This is a genomic window from Phaeobacter sp. JH20_29 (assembly GCF_048056175.1).
In the GTDB taxonomy this organism is placed as follows: Bacteria; Pseudomonadota; Alphaproteobacteria; order Rhodobacterales; family Rhodobacteraceae; genus Phaeobacter; species Phaeobacter bryozoorum.
This window is the reverse complement of sequence record NZ_JAYMWO010000013.1, coordinates 269,466-283,512: the sequence shown is the minus strand read 5'-3', so window position 1 is coordinate 283,512 and position 14,047 is coordinate 269,466. Positions and strand designations below refer to the sequence as shown.

Here is a 14,047-nt window from a genome sequence, read left to right as displayed (position 1 = left end):
TTGCTGGTGTGATTATAGCGCCCAAGACCAAAGCCGCCGCAGGATTACGGCCATTGAAGTTGAAAAGCGACATTCCCGACAGGTTTCTCGCGCCTGCGGCCCGATATCGGCCGTAAGAGGCCGCGCGACAACCGGATCAGAGATTGTGCAAACGCGGCCCGAAACACGAAAATACCTTGCGAATTTCGCGCCGCTGCCCTATGGCGCGTGCATGACAGAGACATCCCACGACCGCCTTCTCATCATCGACTTTGGCAGCCAGGTCACGCAGCTGATTGCGCGCCGCCTGCGCGAACTGAATGTCTATTGCGAAATTCACCCCTACCAGAATGTCACGATGGATTTTGTGCGCGAAATGGCGCCCAAAGCCGTGATCTTTTCCGGTGGCCCGGACAGCGTGACCCGCGAAGGCAGCCCCCGTGCGCCGCAGGAAATCTTTGACCTTGGCGTGCCGATCTTGGGGATCTGCTATGGTCAGCAGGTGATGATGCACCAGCTGGGCGGCAAGGTGCTCTCCGGCCATGGCACCGCCGAGTTCGGTCGCGCCTATGTGACGCCGACGGTCAGCAGCCTGCCGCTGCTGGATGGCTGGTTTGCAGATGACAGCGACCGCGAACAGGTCTGGATGTCTCACGGTGATCATGTCAGCGAAATCGCGCCCGGTTTTGAGGTCTACGGCACCTCGCCCAACGCGCCTTTTGCCATCACCGCCGATGTGTCGCGCAATTTCTACGCGGTTCAGTTCCACCCGGAGGTGCATCACACTCCTAATGGTGCGAAACTCTATGAGAATTTTGTCAAGATCGCAGGTTTCACCGGCGACTGGACCATGGGTGCCTACCGCGAACAGGCGATCCAGGCGATCCGCGATCAGGTGGGCGACAAGAAAGTCATCTGCGGCCTCTCCGGCGGCGTTGACAGCTCGGTTGCGGCGATCCTGATCCACGAGGCCATCGGCGACCAGCTGACCTGTGTGTTCGTGGACCACGGGTTGCTGCGCAAGAACGAGGCCGAAGAGGTCGTCACGATGTTCCGTGACAACTACAATATTCAGCTGATCCACGCAGATGAAAGCGATCTGTTCCTGGGCGAACTGGACGGCCAGTCCGACCCGGAAACCAAGCGCAAAATCATCGGCAAACTGTTCATCGACGTGTTCCAGAAACACGCCGACACGATCGACGGCGCCGACTTCCTGGCGCAGGGTACACTCTACCCGGATGTGATCGAATCCGTGTCCTTCTCGGGCGGGCCGTCTGTCACCATCAAATCGCACCACAACGTCGGCGGCCTGCCGGAAAAAATGGGGCTGAAGCTGGTCGAGCCGCTGCGTGAGCTATTTAAGGATGAAGTCCGCGCGCTTGGCCGCGAACTGGGCCTGCCGCAAAGCTTCATCGGTCGCCACCCCTTCCCCGGACCGGGCCTTGCGATCCGCTGCCCCGGCGAAATCACCCGTGAAAAACTGGAAATCCTGCGCGAGGCGGATGCGATCTATATCGACCAGATTCGCAAGCATGGTCTCTATGATGAAATCTGGCAGGCCTTTGTGGCGATCCTGCCCGTTCGCACCGTCGGCGTGATGGGCGACGGCCGCACTTATGACTATGCCTGTGCCCTGCGCGCGGTGACATCTGTCGATGGTATGACTGCCGATTATTACCCGTTCAGCCACGAATTCCTGGGGGAAACCGCCACGCGGATCATCAATGAGGTCAAGGGTATCAACCGTTGCACCTATGACATCACCTCGAAGCCTCCGGGCACGATCGAGTGGGAATAATCTAAGCCCCTGAAACCCCGGCCAACTGGCCGGGGTTTTCTACGATGACGACGCGTAATCATATGTTTCATTTAGACTTTTAACGTTTTGATCAGTTCTGGCTGCGAGGTTTCGGACATGTCTGAAACGAAGCACATTTGAATGATTATTTGCCACCCTCTCAAACTGATTTTCATTAAGACCAAGAAGGTTGCTGGAACCTCGTTTGAAATCGCACTGTCCAGCTATTGTGATGAAAGCAGCATCATCACACCAATCAGCCCAAAGGATGAAGAGAGCCGGAGGGCGTTGGGCTATCCCGGTCCTCAGAACCATCAGACCCAGACCTGGCCGGATGGAAACGAGGGCACGCAGGTTTTCTTCGATCACATGACCGCCGGACAGATCCGCGCCGCAGTTCCTCAGGATATCTGGGAGACCTATACCAAAGTAACGATCCGGCGCGATCCCTACGATGCCATGGTTTCCCGCTACTACGACGAGGCGATGGATCAGAGAGATGTTCCGCTTGATATCTTTGTCGGGCGCTACCGCAGTCTGTTGAGCGAAAACCGCCGTATTGCACCACTGGATGGTCCGAATTCCGCAGATGTCGTGCTGCGCTATGAGCATCTTGAGGAGGATATAAATGCGCTCGATATCGACGGGCTTTGGGAGCGGTTTTCGAACCTGAACGCCAAGGCGCCGATGCCTGCGAAAATTGGCGCTGATGCGACCAGGCTCTTCACAGCCCACCCGGAAGCGGCGGACGTGATCGAGGTCGAGGCCGTCGGCGAAATTTCCCGGTTCGGCTACACCCGCCCGGCACTGGCTGCCGCAGTCCCAACTCTTGCCACGCAGGTGTCAGAAAACGCTCAACAACGCTTAAAGCCTGAATTCATCTTCACCCTCTCTGCCGGACGTACGGGCACCGCATGGCTTGCGAAATTTCTGGGTGAGAACCTGAATATCCCGTCGGTGCATGAGCCGCTTGGCGCGAATGACTATGGCATTCGTATGCCCGGTATTGGACACATGCGTGGGTTCAATACCTACGGGATGAACGCGAATGTCTGCGACTTCTGGGAGGGCAAACTGGGCAACCTGCAAGCCCCCTATGCGGAAAGCAACCATACATTGGGCAAATGCGGGTTGATTGAGGCGCTGGTGGAACACGGTTTAGCGCCGCGAACCCGCGTGATCATCCTGCGCCGCAACCTTGGCAAACAAATCGCAAGCTATGTGAACCGTAATGATTTCTGCAATATTACAATACCTTGGCAATGGTACCTGCATCCCAACTATCGCAACAAAATTGTGGATCCGACCCCTCTGAAGCATCTGGGAGATGTCGGCACCGCGATCTGGTATGCGCTGGAGATGGAAGTGCGCTACGCCTATTACAAACAACTCTACGGCGACCAACTCCACTTTATCGAAACCACGCTGAAGCAGGCCACGACGCCGGATGGCGCTCGAAACCTGCTGCAAGAGCTGGGCCACACCGCAGGACCGATCCTGCCGCAGAAGGTCAATGCGTCGCCACAAGGCAGCGCCACGACCAATGCGCTGGTTGAGGAAATCGAGACGCTGCTGTCACGTTTGGGGTTTGATGCCGACACGATAGCGAAGGAGTATATCGAGCGCGGGAACCGGCTGGACCTCCCCTCACTGCCCCACGCGGCAATGCTCAAGCAGACGGTTGCCGCCGAATAGACGCCTGTTCTGCGCGGCCCGGACCCGCGACCGCCGCCGCGCAGAGATGACTTGACCCGCCTGCTAAATTAGCCCTTCTTCGTGACCAACGGGCAAGGGGGCGGCCATGGCGCAGGGTGAGTTAAGAATAGGCACGGCTGCGCTCTGGATGGTCGGGGCGATTGTCTCGTTCTCCTCGATGGCCATCGCTGGCCGCGAAGCCGGGTTGCGCCTCGACACCTTTGAGATCATGACCTATCGCAGCGCCGTCGGGCTGGTGATTGTTGTCATCTGTCTGACCGCCACCGACAGCTGGGGCCAGGTGCGGCGCGATCGGCTGGGCCTGCATCTGATCCGCAATGCCGCCCATTTCACCGGACAGAACCTGTGGTTCCTTGCGGTAACGCTGATCCCGCTTGCACAGGTTTTTGCGCTGGAGTTCACCTCGCCGCTCTGGGTGCTGCTGCTGTCACCGCTGCTGCTGGGCGAGCGGCTGACGAAGCCCCGCGTATTGGCCGCCGCGCTAGGCTTTGTCGGCATTTTGATCGTGGCCCGCCCCAGCCCGGAGACGCTGAGCCTTGGCGTTTTTGCGGCAGCGGCCTCAGCCATCTTCTTTGCGCTGACCATCCTCTTCACCAAAAGGCTGACCCGGCACGAGCCCATCAGCTCCATTCTGCTCTGGCTCACACTGCTGCAACTCGGCATGGGGCTGGTGATATCGGGGTGGGACGGGCAGATCACTCTCCCAAATGCCGCAACGGCACTTTGGCTGCTGATTATCGGCTGCGCCGGGCTTGCCGCGCATTTCTGCATGACCAAGGCGCTCTCCATTGCCCCGGCCACCGTTGTGGTGCCGATTGATTTCGCCCGACTGCCCACCATCGCCGTGGCCGGAATGTTGATTTACGGTGAAGCGCTTAACCTCTGGGTACTGATCGGGGCCGCGGTGATTTTCTGCGCAAACTACATCAATATTCTGGATGCCGCCGGACGTTTCCGCGCGCCCCGCCGACACGGTCATTCTGCCTGATTTTCTTGCCGTTGATTGCCTTTGCGTCAACATTGACCGAAAAAACCCCCCTTGCTAGCGTTTCGCAATGTAAAACCAGGCGCCCAAGTCTGGACAGGGAGGAACAATGAAACGCTATCTTGCAACGTCAGCAGCGCTGGCGCTGGCTTCCGGCGCAGCTATGGCAGGCGGTCTTGACCGCACCGGCCAGCCCGTTGGGATCATCTTTGAAAAAGGGAACTACGCAGAGCTCTCGTTCTCGCACACCAACCCGGATGTAACCGGCACGGACGTGCGGACGCTCAACCCTGCCGGAACCCCGAGCGGCAATGTCGCACTGAGCTTCAACCAGATTTCCGGTGGCATCAAATACGACCTGAACGACCGCGTATCGTTCTCGATGATTTTTGACCAGCCGTGGGGGTCGGACGTCAGGTATCCGAGCGCAGATGCCAACCCGATCACACCCGGCTCTTTCCTGCTTGGCGGAACCACAGCGATTGCCGATTCAGAAGCAATCACCGGGATCGTTCGCTACAAGTTCAACGAGAATTTCAGCGTGCACGGTGGTATTCGTTACCAGCAGATCAAGGGCGACATCACCCTGAAAGGGCTTGCCTATAACAGCCCCTTGACACCCGGCAATGATCTCGACGGTTATAACGTCAGAGTAGCGCGTGATGGCGCGGTTGGCTGGCTGGTTGGTGGTGCCTATGAGCGTCCCGACATCGCCCTGCGCCTGGCTGTGACTTATCAATCTGAGATCGAGCATACCTTCGCCACCACCGAAAGTCTGCCGGATGTCCCGGGCACGACCTTCAACGGATCGACGACAACCAAGACTCCTCAGTCGCTTAACGTTGATTTCCAGACCGGTATTGCTAAGGACACGCTCCTGCTGGCCGGTATTCGCTGGGCCGAGCATAGTGTCGTCAAACTGCGCCCCAGCACTGCCAATGTCGATCTGATCGACCTGTCTGACTCGGTGTCCTACACGCTGGGTGTCGCGCGCCGGTTCAACGAAAATCTAGTCGGCTCGATCAGCCTCGGCTATGAAGCCGAAGACAGCGACAATCTGGTGTCGCCGCTGGCCCCGACCAATGGCTACAAGAGCATCTCAGTCGGGCTGCAATACACCAAGGATCAGTTCAAGATCTCGGGCGGCGTGCGCTATACCGACCTTGGCGATGCCTTTGCTGAGACCGGAACGCCGGATGTCGCCCGCGCCTCCTTCAGCGGCAACAAGGCGGTCAGCGTTGGCGTGAAGTTCGGCTACTACTTCTGATCCTGGCGTAGACCTGCGTGCGCCACAGGCAGCGCTGGAACAAAGACAGGTACAGGACCAGTTCTCCCCCGCATCCTATGGTGCGGGGGTTTTGCGTGGTCCATCGCCAGCCGCCGCGCCCAGGTCCTCCAGCGCTGCCGATTGACCCGCAGGCCCGGGGCGATTAGCAAGGCAAGGAACCAGAAGGGACCGGATTTCACATGCTCTATTCGTCTGCCGAAGATTGGCGCAATGCGGCGCATAAGCGGGTTTTGTTCTTTGGCATGTCCGGACTGGGCAAAACCTATATCAGCAATATTCTGCGCGGCGCGGGCAGCTGGTTCCACTACTCGATCGATTATCGGATCGGCACCCGATACATGGGCGAATATATCGCCGACAACGCCAAGGCAGAGGCGATGAAAGTGCCGTTTCTACGCGATCTGCTGCTGTCGGATTCGATCTATATCGGCTCCAATATCAGCTTTGAAAACCTGACACCCGTTGCCTCCTATCTGGGCAAGCCCGGCAATCCGGCCAAGGGCGGGCTGGCAATGGCGGAATATACCCGCCGCCAGGACCAGTTTCGCACCGCGGAACTGAACGCGCTGCGCGATACCGGTTATTTCATCGACCGGGCCGAGCGGCTCTATGACTATCCGAATTTCATCTGCGACACCGGCGGCAGCATCTGCGAATGGGTCGATGCCAATGATCCAAGCGATCCGCTGCTGAGCGAGCTTGCTAAACACACGCTGATGGTCTGGATCAAGGGGGACGACGCCCATACCCAGGAGCTGATCCGCCGGTTTGATCGCGCCCCCAAGCCCATGGCCTATGAACCGGCTTTTCTCGCCCGCGTCTGGCAAGAGTATCTAAAGGAAAACCACCTATCTGAAAACGAGGTGGACCCTGACAGCTTCATCCGCTGGACCTATGCCCAGGCGCTGGCCCATCGCCAGCCCCGCTATGCCGCCATGGCTAAGAACTGGGGCGTGACGGTCACGGCGGATCAGATTTCGGGCATCCGCAACGAGGCCGATTTCACAGATGTGATTGCGGGCGCTCTTGAGGCGCGCGGCTAGGCCTTCTACATCACAGCGCCAAGACTCCGTCCAGAACGGGCGGAGCATAGACCAAAGGACACGACATGCCGATCAAGATCCCTTCTGACCTGCCCGCCTATGACGTTCTCACGAACGAAGGCGTGATGGTCATGTCGCCGGATCAGGCGGCCCGTCAGGATATCCGTCCGCTGCGCATCGGCCTGCTCAACCTGATGCCGAAGAAGATCCAGACCGAGAACCAGTTTGCCCGGCTTATCGGCGCCACACCTTTGCAGATCGAGCTGTCCCTGATCCGCATGACCGAACATCAGACCCGCAACACCGCCGCAGAGCATATGGCGGAGTTCTACCGGCCGTTCCAGGAGATCAAGGACGAGCGTTTTGACGGTCTGATCATCACCGGCGCGCCGATCGAACATCTCGAGTTCGAGGATGTCACCTATTGGGATGAGCTGTGTGAGGTCTTTGACTGGACCCAGACCAATGTGCATTCCACCTTTGGTGTCTGCTGGGGCGGCATGGCGATGATCAACTATTTCCATGGAGTGAAGAAACACCTCTTGGATCACAAGGTCTTTGGCTGTTTCCGGCATCAGAACCTTGATCCCGCATCCCCCTATCTGCGGGGGTTTTCCGATGACTGCGTCATTCCCGTGTCGCGCTGGACCGAAATCCGCCAATCCGAAATTGATGCCCGACCCGGCCTGCGCAGCCTGCTGGGCAGCCCCGATGCCGGCCCCTGCCTCATCGAGGATCCCAGCCACCGTGCGCTCTATATCTTCAACCATTTCGAGTACGACAGCGATACGCTGAAGCAGGAATATGATCGCGATATCGCCAGCGGCACGCCGATCAATATTCCGATGAACTACTACCCGGACGACGATCCCAGCCGCAAACCGCAGAACCGCTGGCGCAGCCACGCGCATCTTCTTTATGGCAACTGGATAAATGACATCTACCAGTCCACCCCGTTTGATATGGCGCAGATTGGGCGTTAAGCGCGTGCTGACAGCCGGTCTGATTCTGGCGCTTGCGGCTGGCGGAACGCTGTGGCGGGCCAAGGCTCGCGAGGCGGACGCCATCGCCGCCTATCCGCCGCTCGGCAGCTTTGTCACGGTTGATGGCCAGCAGCTGCACCTGCTTGATCTGGGGCAGCCGACACCCCGCCCCGACGGGCTGCCTGCGGATGCGGCAGCGCCGGATCTGGTGTTGATCCACGGCGCCAGCGGGCACATCCGCGATATGACCTTCCGGCTGGCCCCGGCCCTCAGCAGCCGCTTCCGGGTGATCATCGTGGATCGCCCCGGGCTGGGCTATAGCGATCCCACCGGTGGCGCGCAGGCGTCCCTCAGCAAGCAGGCCGCCATCATTCGCCAAGCGGTTGCCGCTCTGGGTGCAGAGCATCCCATCGTGCTGGGCCAGAGCTATGGCGGCGGTGTCGCCCTCGCCTGGGCGCTGGATGCGCCCGACAGCCTCTCGGCGCTGGTCACTGTCGGCGCGGTCTCCCATCCTTGGCGGACGCCGCTCAGCACCTTTTACAAGGTCACTTCCTCGCCGCTGGGCCAGCGGCTGGCGGTGCCGCTGCTGACCGCCTATGTGCCCGAAAGCACCATTCGCGACACCCTGACCGAGGTCTTTGCGCCGCAGGCCGTGCCAGCGGGGTATTTCGAACATTTCGGCCCGGGGCTGACCCTGCGCCGCTCCGCGCTGCGGGCCAATGCCCGCCAGCGCGCTGACCTTCTGGCCGAAATCAGAGCGATGGCCCCCCGCTACGGCGATCTCAGCCTGCCCATTGAGGCGGTTCATGGCAGCGCCGACACCACGGTGGGGCTGGATCTGCACGCGCGCCAGCTGGAGCGCGATGTCCCCTCGCTGAACCTCACGGTGCTGGATGGCGTCGGCCATATGCCACATCAGGTGGCCACCGATGCGGTTGTGGCGGCAGTAGACCGGGCGGCGGCGCGGGCAGCTACGGCACGGAATTTGCGTTAAAACGATTCACATTTCGCCGCAAAGCCCCATATAAGGGACAGAAGACAGAAGGAATTTTCTATGCCCCTGCCCTTTGACGGCGCAATCAGCGCGTTCTACGAGACCAAGGCCCCAGAGGAAATCCGCGCCGCGATCAAAGCTTCGCAGAAGGATGACCTGCTGGATCCGGGCTTTCCCTATGACACGCGGATGAGCCGCAAGCGCTATGAGAAAGAGATGGCGCGGCTTCAGATCGAACTGGTCAAGATGCAGTCCTGGGTGCGTGAGACCGGGGCACGTGTCGCCATTCTCTTTGAAGGGCGAGACGCCGCTGGCAAGGGCGGCACCATCAAACGGTTTCGCGAAAACCTGAACCCGCGCGGGGCGCGGATCGTGGCGCTGTCAAAACCCAGCGAGCGGGAACAGACCCAGTGGTATTTCCAGCGCTATATCACCCATCTGCCCGCCGCAGGTGAGATCGTCTTCTTTGATCGCAGCTGGTACAATCGCGGCGTGGTCGAGCCGGTCTTCGGCTTTTGCACCGACGGTCAGCGCGAACGGTTCTTTGATCAGGTCAACGGCTTTGAGGAGGCGCTGGTCGAGGACGGGATTCAGCTGTTCAAGATCTGGCTCAACGTCGGACGCGCCGAACAGCTGCGGCGGTTCCTCTCGCGCGAGACCGATCCGCTGAAGCAGTGGAAACTCAGCCCGATCGACGTCAAAGGTCTGAGCCTCTGGCAGGAATACTCCACCGCCATTACGGATACGCTGACACGTAGTCACACCGAGCACGCCCCCTGGACCATCGTGCGCTCCGACGACAAGCGCCGGGCCCGGCTGGCCGCCATTCGCCGGGTGCTGCACTCCGTCGATTACACCAACAAGGACGCCAAAGCCCTTGGCGATCTGGATGATTCCATCAGTGGCGGACCGGATCTCTGGGATGCCTAAGCGGGGGTATCACCACGGCAACCTGCGCCAGGCGCTGGTCGAAGCCGCATTGAAGCTGATCGAGGCCAAGGGCCCCACCGGCTTTACCCTGTCGGAGGCGGCCAAACAGGCCGGCGTCACCCCGGCCGCGGTCTATCGTCACTTCAACGGGCGCGAGGATCTGATCGCCGAGGCAGGCCGTCAGGGCTATGTGATGTTTGCCGATCTGATGCAGCACGCCTATGACAAATATCAACCTTCGGCCCTGGCGGCGTTTGAAGCGACGGGCCGGGCCTATCTCGCCTTTGCACGCAAACATCCAGGCCATTACATCGCGATGTTCGAAAGCGGGATCTCCGTCAACCGTACGCCTGAGCTGGCCGAGGCCGCCAACCGCGCCCGCGCCATTCTGGAACGCGCCGCCGCAGATCTGAGCAAACATATCCCGGCCGAAAAACGCCCGCCCGCCTCGATGTTCTCGGCGCATGTTCTGGCGATGAGCCATGGCGTGGTGGAGCTCTATGCCCGGAACTCTCCCGGTGCGGCCTCCCCCTTCCCGCCCGAGGATCTGCTGGAGAGCGGCATCGGCATCTACCTGCGCGGGCTGGGCCTGATCGAACCGGACAGCTAAGACTGACCGCTGCGCAGGCTCAGGCAGCATTCGAACAATCCACACAAAGAAAAGGCCGCAGATTGCTCTGCGGCCTTTTCCAAATCCATGTGATCCAGCGATTAACGCTTGGAGAACTGGAACGAACGACGCGCTTTGCGGCGGCCGAATTTCTTACGCTCGACAACACGGCTGTCGCGGGTCAGGAAGCCTGCGGCTTTCAATGCGCCACGCAGCGACGGATCGTACAGCTGCAGTGCTTTGGAGATGCCGTGCTTGACCGCGCCGGCCTGACCGGAGAGGCCACCGCCCTTGACGGTTGCGTAGACGTCGAATTCGCCTTCGACACCGGCAACCTGGAACGGCTGGCGCAGGATCATCTGCAGCACGGGGCGTGCAAAATATGCGTTCAGCTCTTTACCGTTGACGGAGACCTTGCCGGAACCCGGCTTGATCCAGACGCGGGCAACCGCGTCTTTCCGCTTACCGGTGGCATAGGCACGGCCCAGCTCGTCGCGAACGGGTTCGCGCACGATGGTTTCTTCGGCTACGGTTTCTACGCCTGCAACGGCGCCGAGCTCTTCGAGAGTGTTGATCTGATCAGCCATCGGTCTCAGCTCCGGGTGTTTTTCTTGTTCATGGATTTGACATCCAGAACCTCGGGGGACTGGGCTTCATGCGGGTGCTCGGCACTTGCATAGATGCGCAGGTTGGTCATCTGCTGACGCGACAGACGGTTGCCGGGCAGCATCCGCTTGACGGCCTGATAGACAACGCGCTCGGGGTGGGCACCGTCCAGGATTTCCTGTTTGGTGCGGGATTTGATACCACCGGGGTGGCCGGTGTGCCAGTAGAAGTGCTCTTCGCGCTTCTTGCCGGTCATCTGGATCTTGTCAGCGTTGATCACGATGACATTGTCGCCCATATCCATGTGAGGAGTGAAGGACGGCTTGTGCTTACCACGCAGGCGCATGGCGACGATCGAGGCAAGACGGCCCAGCACCACGCCTTCGGCGTCGATGATGATCCACTTCTTCTCGATGTCTGCCGGTGTAGCAGAGAAGGTTTTCATAGCAGGTCAATCCTGTTTGACGTGAAGGGCACCCCCAAAACGGCGCGCCCGAATTCGATGGACGGGGTTTACGGCAGGCCTGCGCATAGGTCAACACCCTGAAATCATATTAAAATGTTTAAAAACAGCACCTTACAAAATAGGTATTATAATACCCCATATTTGAGCACCCTCGGATACGCTCCTGCCCCGATCCTGACCGCATCTGTCGTCGCGGAACAGGTCTGGGCGCCTTTTCAGCCGGTGTTTCACACGCTAAAGCTGCACCGGAAAGACAAATTATAGGATCCTACTACATGTTTCGAAAACTTGCTCTGGTTGGCGCCCTGCCGCTGGCCCTTGGTGCCTGCATGCAAAACGCCGAAGTCACCGCCCCCCCGGTAACGGTCGCGCTCAAGAATCAAGGCTCAACAGCGCCGCGCGTTCAGGGCTACAAAGAGCTGACCTTCCGCACGCATGTCGTGCTGGACAAGGAAAAGATGAAGGCGACAGGCGGTCAGCCCAGCAGCGCCAACATGCGCGAAGTTGTAGGCGCCCGGTGCACCGTCGAAAGCGCCGAATTCAAGGCGACATTCATCACCCCGGCTCTCGTCAACGTTCCGGTGCTCAAACGCCGTCCGACCCCGGCCTATGTGCAATGCGACGCGGGCCAACAGTCCGGCCAGACCACGCTTAAACCTGAGCTGAACGGCACAGTGGTTGGCGGGGCCTCGGCAGCAGGTCTTCTGGCCGCTGCCATCACCGCTGGCATCGCTGCTGGTCGCGACAACTGGTCTTTTATCGGGAACCACACCTCGGGCGTGTCGATCCTGGTCGAATAAGCACCCCGGTCGATCACCGCTTACATATAAGGGGGGCCTGAGTGTTCAGGTCCCCTTTTCCTTTGCAAAACGGCCCGCCCCGAACCGGGCAACAGTTCAGACGCTGATCTGCTCCGGTGGGTTGTCGAGCAGTGCGCGCAGCCGCAGCATTGCCTCCTCAAACCGTTTGGGCGTGACGTGGCCGTTCACCGCGATCCGCACCGCATTGGGCGCGCGGCCGTCGCGCAGGGCGAATTCATCGGCCGAGCGGATCTGAACCCCCTGCGCCTCTGCCGCGCGGGTGAACGCGGCTGAACGCCAGCCCGATGGCAGCCTTAACCACAGGAAGGGCACGCTGTCCGACCAGACAAGTTCAAAACTGCCCAGAGCGTTGACGGCAATGCGGACGTATTTGGCCATCTCCTTGCGGACATCGCGCACCAGCTGCGGCGTGCGAGGGTCGGACAGCAGGATACGGGTCAGCTCCGCCAGTGGCTGTGCGATTCCGAAATAACTGTATTCCGCCGTGCGCCGCAGATCGGCGCCACGCCCCTTGGGGGCGAGTGCGAACCCCACGCGCAGCGCCGGTGTTATCGTCTTGGAAAATGAGGTGACATGCCAACCCAGCTCAGGAGCAAGCACGCGGTAGCTTGGCGCACGCGCCTCCCCCATCCGGTAGCAGTCATCTTCTATGATCTGAACCTCGTGGCGCCGGGCGATCTCGACAATCTCCTTGCGACGCTCCAGCGGCGTATAAAGCCCGGTCGGATTATGCACCTCCGGGCTGGTGCATAGAACGGTGGCGCCTGTCTTGCGAATGGCGAGTTCCAGTGAATCCGGCAGGATGCCCTTGTCATCCATCGCCACCCCCACAACGCGGGCGCGTGCCAGCTCTGCGGCGCGCCGAAACCCAGCATATGAGAGATCTTCGACCAGAATCGTCGGCTGCGGCCCCTCAAGCACGGTTTGCAGCACCGTCAGGATGCCGTTCTGCCCGCCGTGGGTCAGCACGACGTCATTCTGATGCACATTGCCCAGCAGCTCATCCGAGAGCCAATCGGCAACCACCTCGCGTACCGGTTCATAGGCATCGCGTGTGGGGTAGTTCAGGAATTGCAGCGGATCGCCCTGGGACACTTTCACCATCGCCTCGCGCAATGCCGCAACCTGACCAACATCCGCGAGGCGGGGACTGAACAGGCTGACGTGGCCGGGATTAGTGGCCTCCAGCAGATGCAGCTGCCGCGACCAGACATCATCCGGCACTTTGGTTTCCGGTTCCGCCACAAAAGTCCCGCGCCCGACCTCCGCCTGCAACAGCCCGTCATCGGTCAAGAGCGAATAGGCCCGCGCCACCGTGCCGGGGGTGATCTTCAGCTGATAGGCCAGCTCCCGCACCGGCGGCAGCTTTGTACCGATACAAAGTGTGCCATCTTCAACCGCCGCGCGGATGGTATCAGCCACCCGTTGATATTTTGGCCCGGATCGCCCGGAAAGATCAGCCGGCAGCTCGTTTGGCCAAATTGTACCCATTACAATCCTTTCTTGGACAAGACGTCGCGCAAATTGTACCCATTGATTGTGATATAAACACAGGATTGTATCAATACAATAGGAAACTGCCATGACACAGAACGCAACACCCTCTTCGCCCGAAATGATCTATCTTTCCAGCCGCCCCACCCTGCCGGTGCTGGCTGAGATCGCGGTCTCCTTTGCGGTTCTGGTCACCAAATGGACCGTGCGTCAGCGCACGCGACAGGCATTGCGTCAACTGCCGCCGGAACTGCTCAAAGATGTTGGGCTGACCCGCGAGGACGCCGAGTATCAAGGGACTCTTCCGTTCTGGCGCCCATGATCCCCGGGC

General features: G+C 60.0%; 14 protein-coding genes. 11 read left to right on the top strand and 3 right to left on the bottom strand.

Annotated features, from left to right (window positions below; translation table 11 throughout):
• Positions 1–211 precede the first annotated feature (211 nt).
• The 9 genes from guaA to VWZ85_RS11065 all read left to right on the top strand — a co-directional run bounded on the left by guaA (position 212) and on the right by VWZ85_RS11065 (position 10,329).
• Entirely contained in the window at positions 212–1,780 is a 1,569-nt protein-coding gene (gene guaA, locus VWZ85_RS11105; protein ID WP_340545477.1) for a glutamine-hydrolyzing GMP synthase, read from the top strand.
• Positions 1,781–1,921: 141 nt separating this feature from the next.
• Complete coding sequence (locus VWZ85_RS11100) at positions 1,922–3,475, top strand: hypothetical protein (protein ID WP_416588283.1); 1,554 nt, start codon at positions 1,922–1,924, stop codon at positions 3,473–3,475.
• 106 nt (positions 3,476–3,581) lie between these two features.
• A complete protein-coding gene (locus VWZ85_RS11095; protein WP_416588281.1) occupies positions 3,582–4,484 on the top strand; it encodes a DMT family transporter in 903 nt (300 codons plus the stop codon).
• A gap of 106 nt (positions 4,485–4,590) precedes the next feature.
• Positions 4,591–5,748, top strand: coding sequence for an OmpP1/FadL family transporter (locus VWZ85_RS11090; RefSeq protein ID WP_340545474.1), 1,158 nt, complete (start codon positions 4,591–4,593; stop codon positions 5,746–5,748).
• Between the two features lie 200 nt (positions 5,749–5,948).
• Positions 5,949–6,812 (top strand): ATPase, encoded by an 864-nt coding sequence (locus VWZ85_RS11085; protein WP_340545473.1) that lies wholly within the window; start codon positions 5,949–5,951, stop codon positions 6,810–6,812.
• 65 nt (positions 6,813–6,877) lie between these two features.
• A complete protein-coding gene (gene metA / locus VWZ85_RS11080; RefSeq protein ID WP_340545472.1) occupies positions 6,878–7,795 on the top strand; it encodes a homoserine O-acetyltransferase MetA in 918 nt (305 codons plus the stop codon).
• Positions 7,785–8,789, top strand: coding sequence for an alpha/beta fold hydrolase (locus VWZ85_RS11075; RefSeq protein WP_416538707.1), 1,005 nt, complete (start codon positions 7,785–7,787; stop codon positions 8,787–8,789). The genes metA and VWZ85_RS11075 overlap by 11 nt, the downstream gene beginning before the upstream one ends.
• Positions 8,790–8,849: 60 nt before the next feature.
• Positions 8,850–9,719, top strand: a complete 870-nt coding sequence (ppk2, locus tag VWZ85_RS11070) for a polyphosphate kinase 2 (protein ID WP_416536008.1) — start codon at positions 8,850–8,852, stop codon at positions 9,717–9,719.
• Positions 9,712–10,329 (top strand): TetR/AcrR family transcriptional regulator, encoded by a 618-nt coding sequence (locus tag VWZ85_RS11065; protein WP_340545469.1) that lies wholly within the window; start codon positions 9,712–9,714, stop codon positions 10,327–10,329. Before ppk2 ends, VWZ85_RS11065 begins: the two co-directional genes overlap by 8 nt.
• Before the next feature lie 101 nt (positions 10,330–10,430).
• Here the strand turns inward: VWZ85_RS11065 and rpsI are convergent, their stop codons facing one another.
• Together rpsI and rplM are read right to left on the bottom strand one after the other, a co-directional pair.
• A complete protein-coding gene (gene rpsI / locus VWZ85_RS11060; protein ID WP_416536010.1) occupies positions 10,431–10,916 on the bottom strand; it encodes a 30S ribosomal protein S9 in 486 nt (161 codons plus the stop codon).
• A 5-nt stretch (positions 10,917–10,921) separates the two neighbouring features.
• A complete protein-coding gene (gene rplM / locus VWZ85_RS11055) occupies positions 10,922–11,380 on the bottom strand; it encodes a 50S ribosomal protein L13 (RefSeq protein ID WP_260101830.1) in 459 nt (152 codons plus the stop codon).
• A gap of 296 nt (positions 11,381–11,676) precedes the next feature.
• On the opposite strand from rplM, the gene VWZ85_RS11050 reads away from it, so the two are divergent.
• Entirely contained in the window at positions 11,677–12,201 is a 525-nt protein-coding gene (locus VWZ85_RS11050; protein WP_340545468.1) for a hypothetical protein, read from the top strand.
• Between the two features lie 96 nt (positions 12,202–12,297).
• Here the strand turns inward: VWZ85_RS11050 and VWZ85_RS11045 are convergent, their stop codons facing one another.
• A complete protein-coding gene (locus VWZ85_RS11045) occupies positions 12,298–13,713 on the bottom strand; it encodes a PLP-dependent aminotransferase family protein (RefSeq protein WP_416588278.1) in 1,416 nt (471 codons plus the stop codon).
• Between the two features lie 91 nt (positions 13,714–13,804).
• Between VWZ85_RS11045 and VWZ85_RS11040 the strand changes: the two genes are divergently transcribed.
• Positions 13,805–14,038 (top strand): DUF1127 domain-containing protein, encoded by a 234-nt coding sequence (locus VWZ85_RS11040; protein ID WP_416588276.1) that lies wholly within the window; start codon positions 13,805–13,807, stop codon positions 14,036–14,038.
• Positions 14,039–14,047: the final 9 nt, after the last annotated feature.

What these genes read in the sequence shown, in the direction of transcription:
- VWZ85_RS11040 (WP_416588276.1), top strand. Translation starts at nt 13,805, where the DNA reads ATGACACAGAACGCAACACCCTCTTCGCCCGAAATGATCTATCTTTCC.
- VWZ85_RS11090 (WP_340545474.1), top strand. Translation starts at nt 4,591, where the DNA reads ATGAAACGCTATCTTGCAACGTCAGCAGCGCTGGCGCTGGCTTCCGGC.
- rplM (WP_260101830.1), bottom strand. Translation starts at nt 11,380, where the DNA reads ATGAAAACCTTCTCTGCTACACCGGCAGACATCGAGAAGAAGTGGATC.
- VWZ85_RS11045 (WP_416588278.1), bottom strand. Translation starts at nt 13,713, where the DNA reads ATGGGTACAATTTGGCCAAACGAGCTGCCGGCTGATCTTTCCGGGCGA.
- ppk2 (WP_416536008.1), top strand. Translation starts at nt 8,850, where the DNA reads ATGCCCCTGCCCTTTGACGGCGCAATCAGCGCGTTCTACGAGACCAAG.
- guaA (WP_340545477.1), top strand. Translation starts at nt 212, where the DNA reads ATGACAGAGACATCCCACGACCGCCTTCTCATCATCGACTTTGGCAGC.
- VWZ85_RS11065 (WP_340545469.1), top strand. Translation starts at nt 9,712, where the DNA reads ATGCCTAAGCGGGGGTATCACCACGGCAACCTGCGCCAGGCGCTGGTC.
- VWZ85_RS11085 (WP_340545473.1), top strand. Translation starts at nt 5,949, where the DNA reads ATGCTCTATTCGTCTGCCGAAGATTGGCGCAATGCGGCGCATAAGCGG.
- VWZ85_RS11095 (WP_416588281.1), top strand. Translation starts at nt 3,582, where the DNA reads ATGGCGCAGGGTGAGTTAAGAATAGGCACGGCTGCGCTCTGGATGGTC.
- VWZ85_RS11100 (WP_416588283.1), top strand. Translation starts at nt 1,922, where the DNA reads ATGATTATTTGCCACCCTCTCAAACTGATTTTCATTAAGACCAAGAAG.
- rpsI (WP_416536010.1), bottom strand. Translation starts at nt 10,916, where the DNA reads ATGGCTGATCAGATCAACACTCTCGAAGAGCTCGGCGCCGTTGCAGGC.
- metA (WP_340545472.1), top strand. Translation starts at nt 6,878, where the DNA reads ATGCCGATCAAGATCCCTTCTGACCTGCCCGCCTATGACGTTCTCACG.
- VWZ85_RS11050 (WP_340545468.1), top strand. Translation starts at nt 11,677, where the DNA reads ATGTTTCGAAAACTTGCTCTGGTTGGCGCCCTGCCGCTGGCCCTTGGT.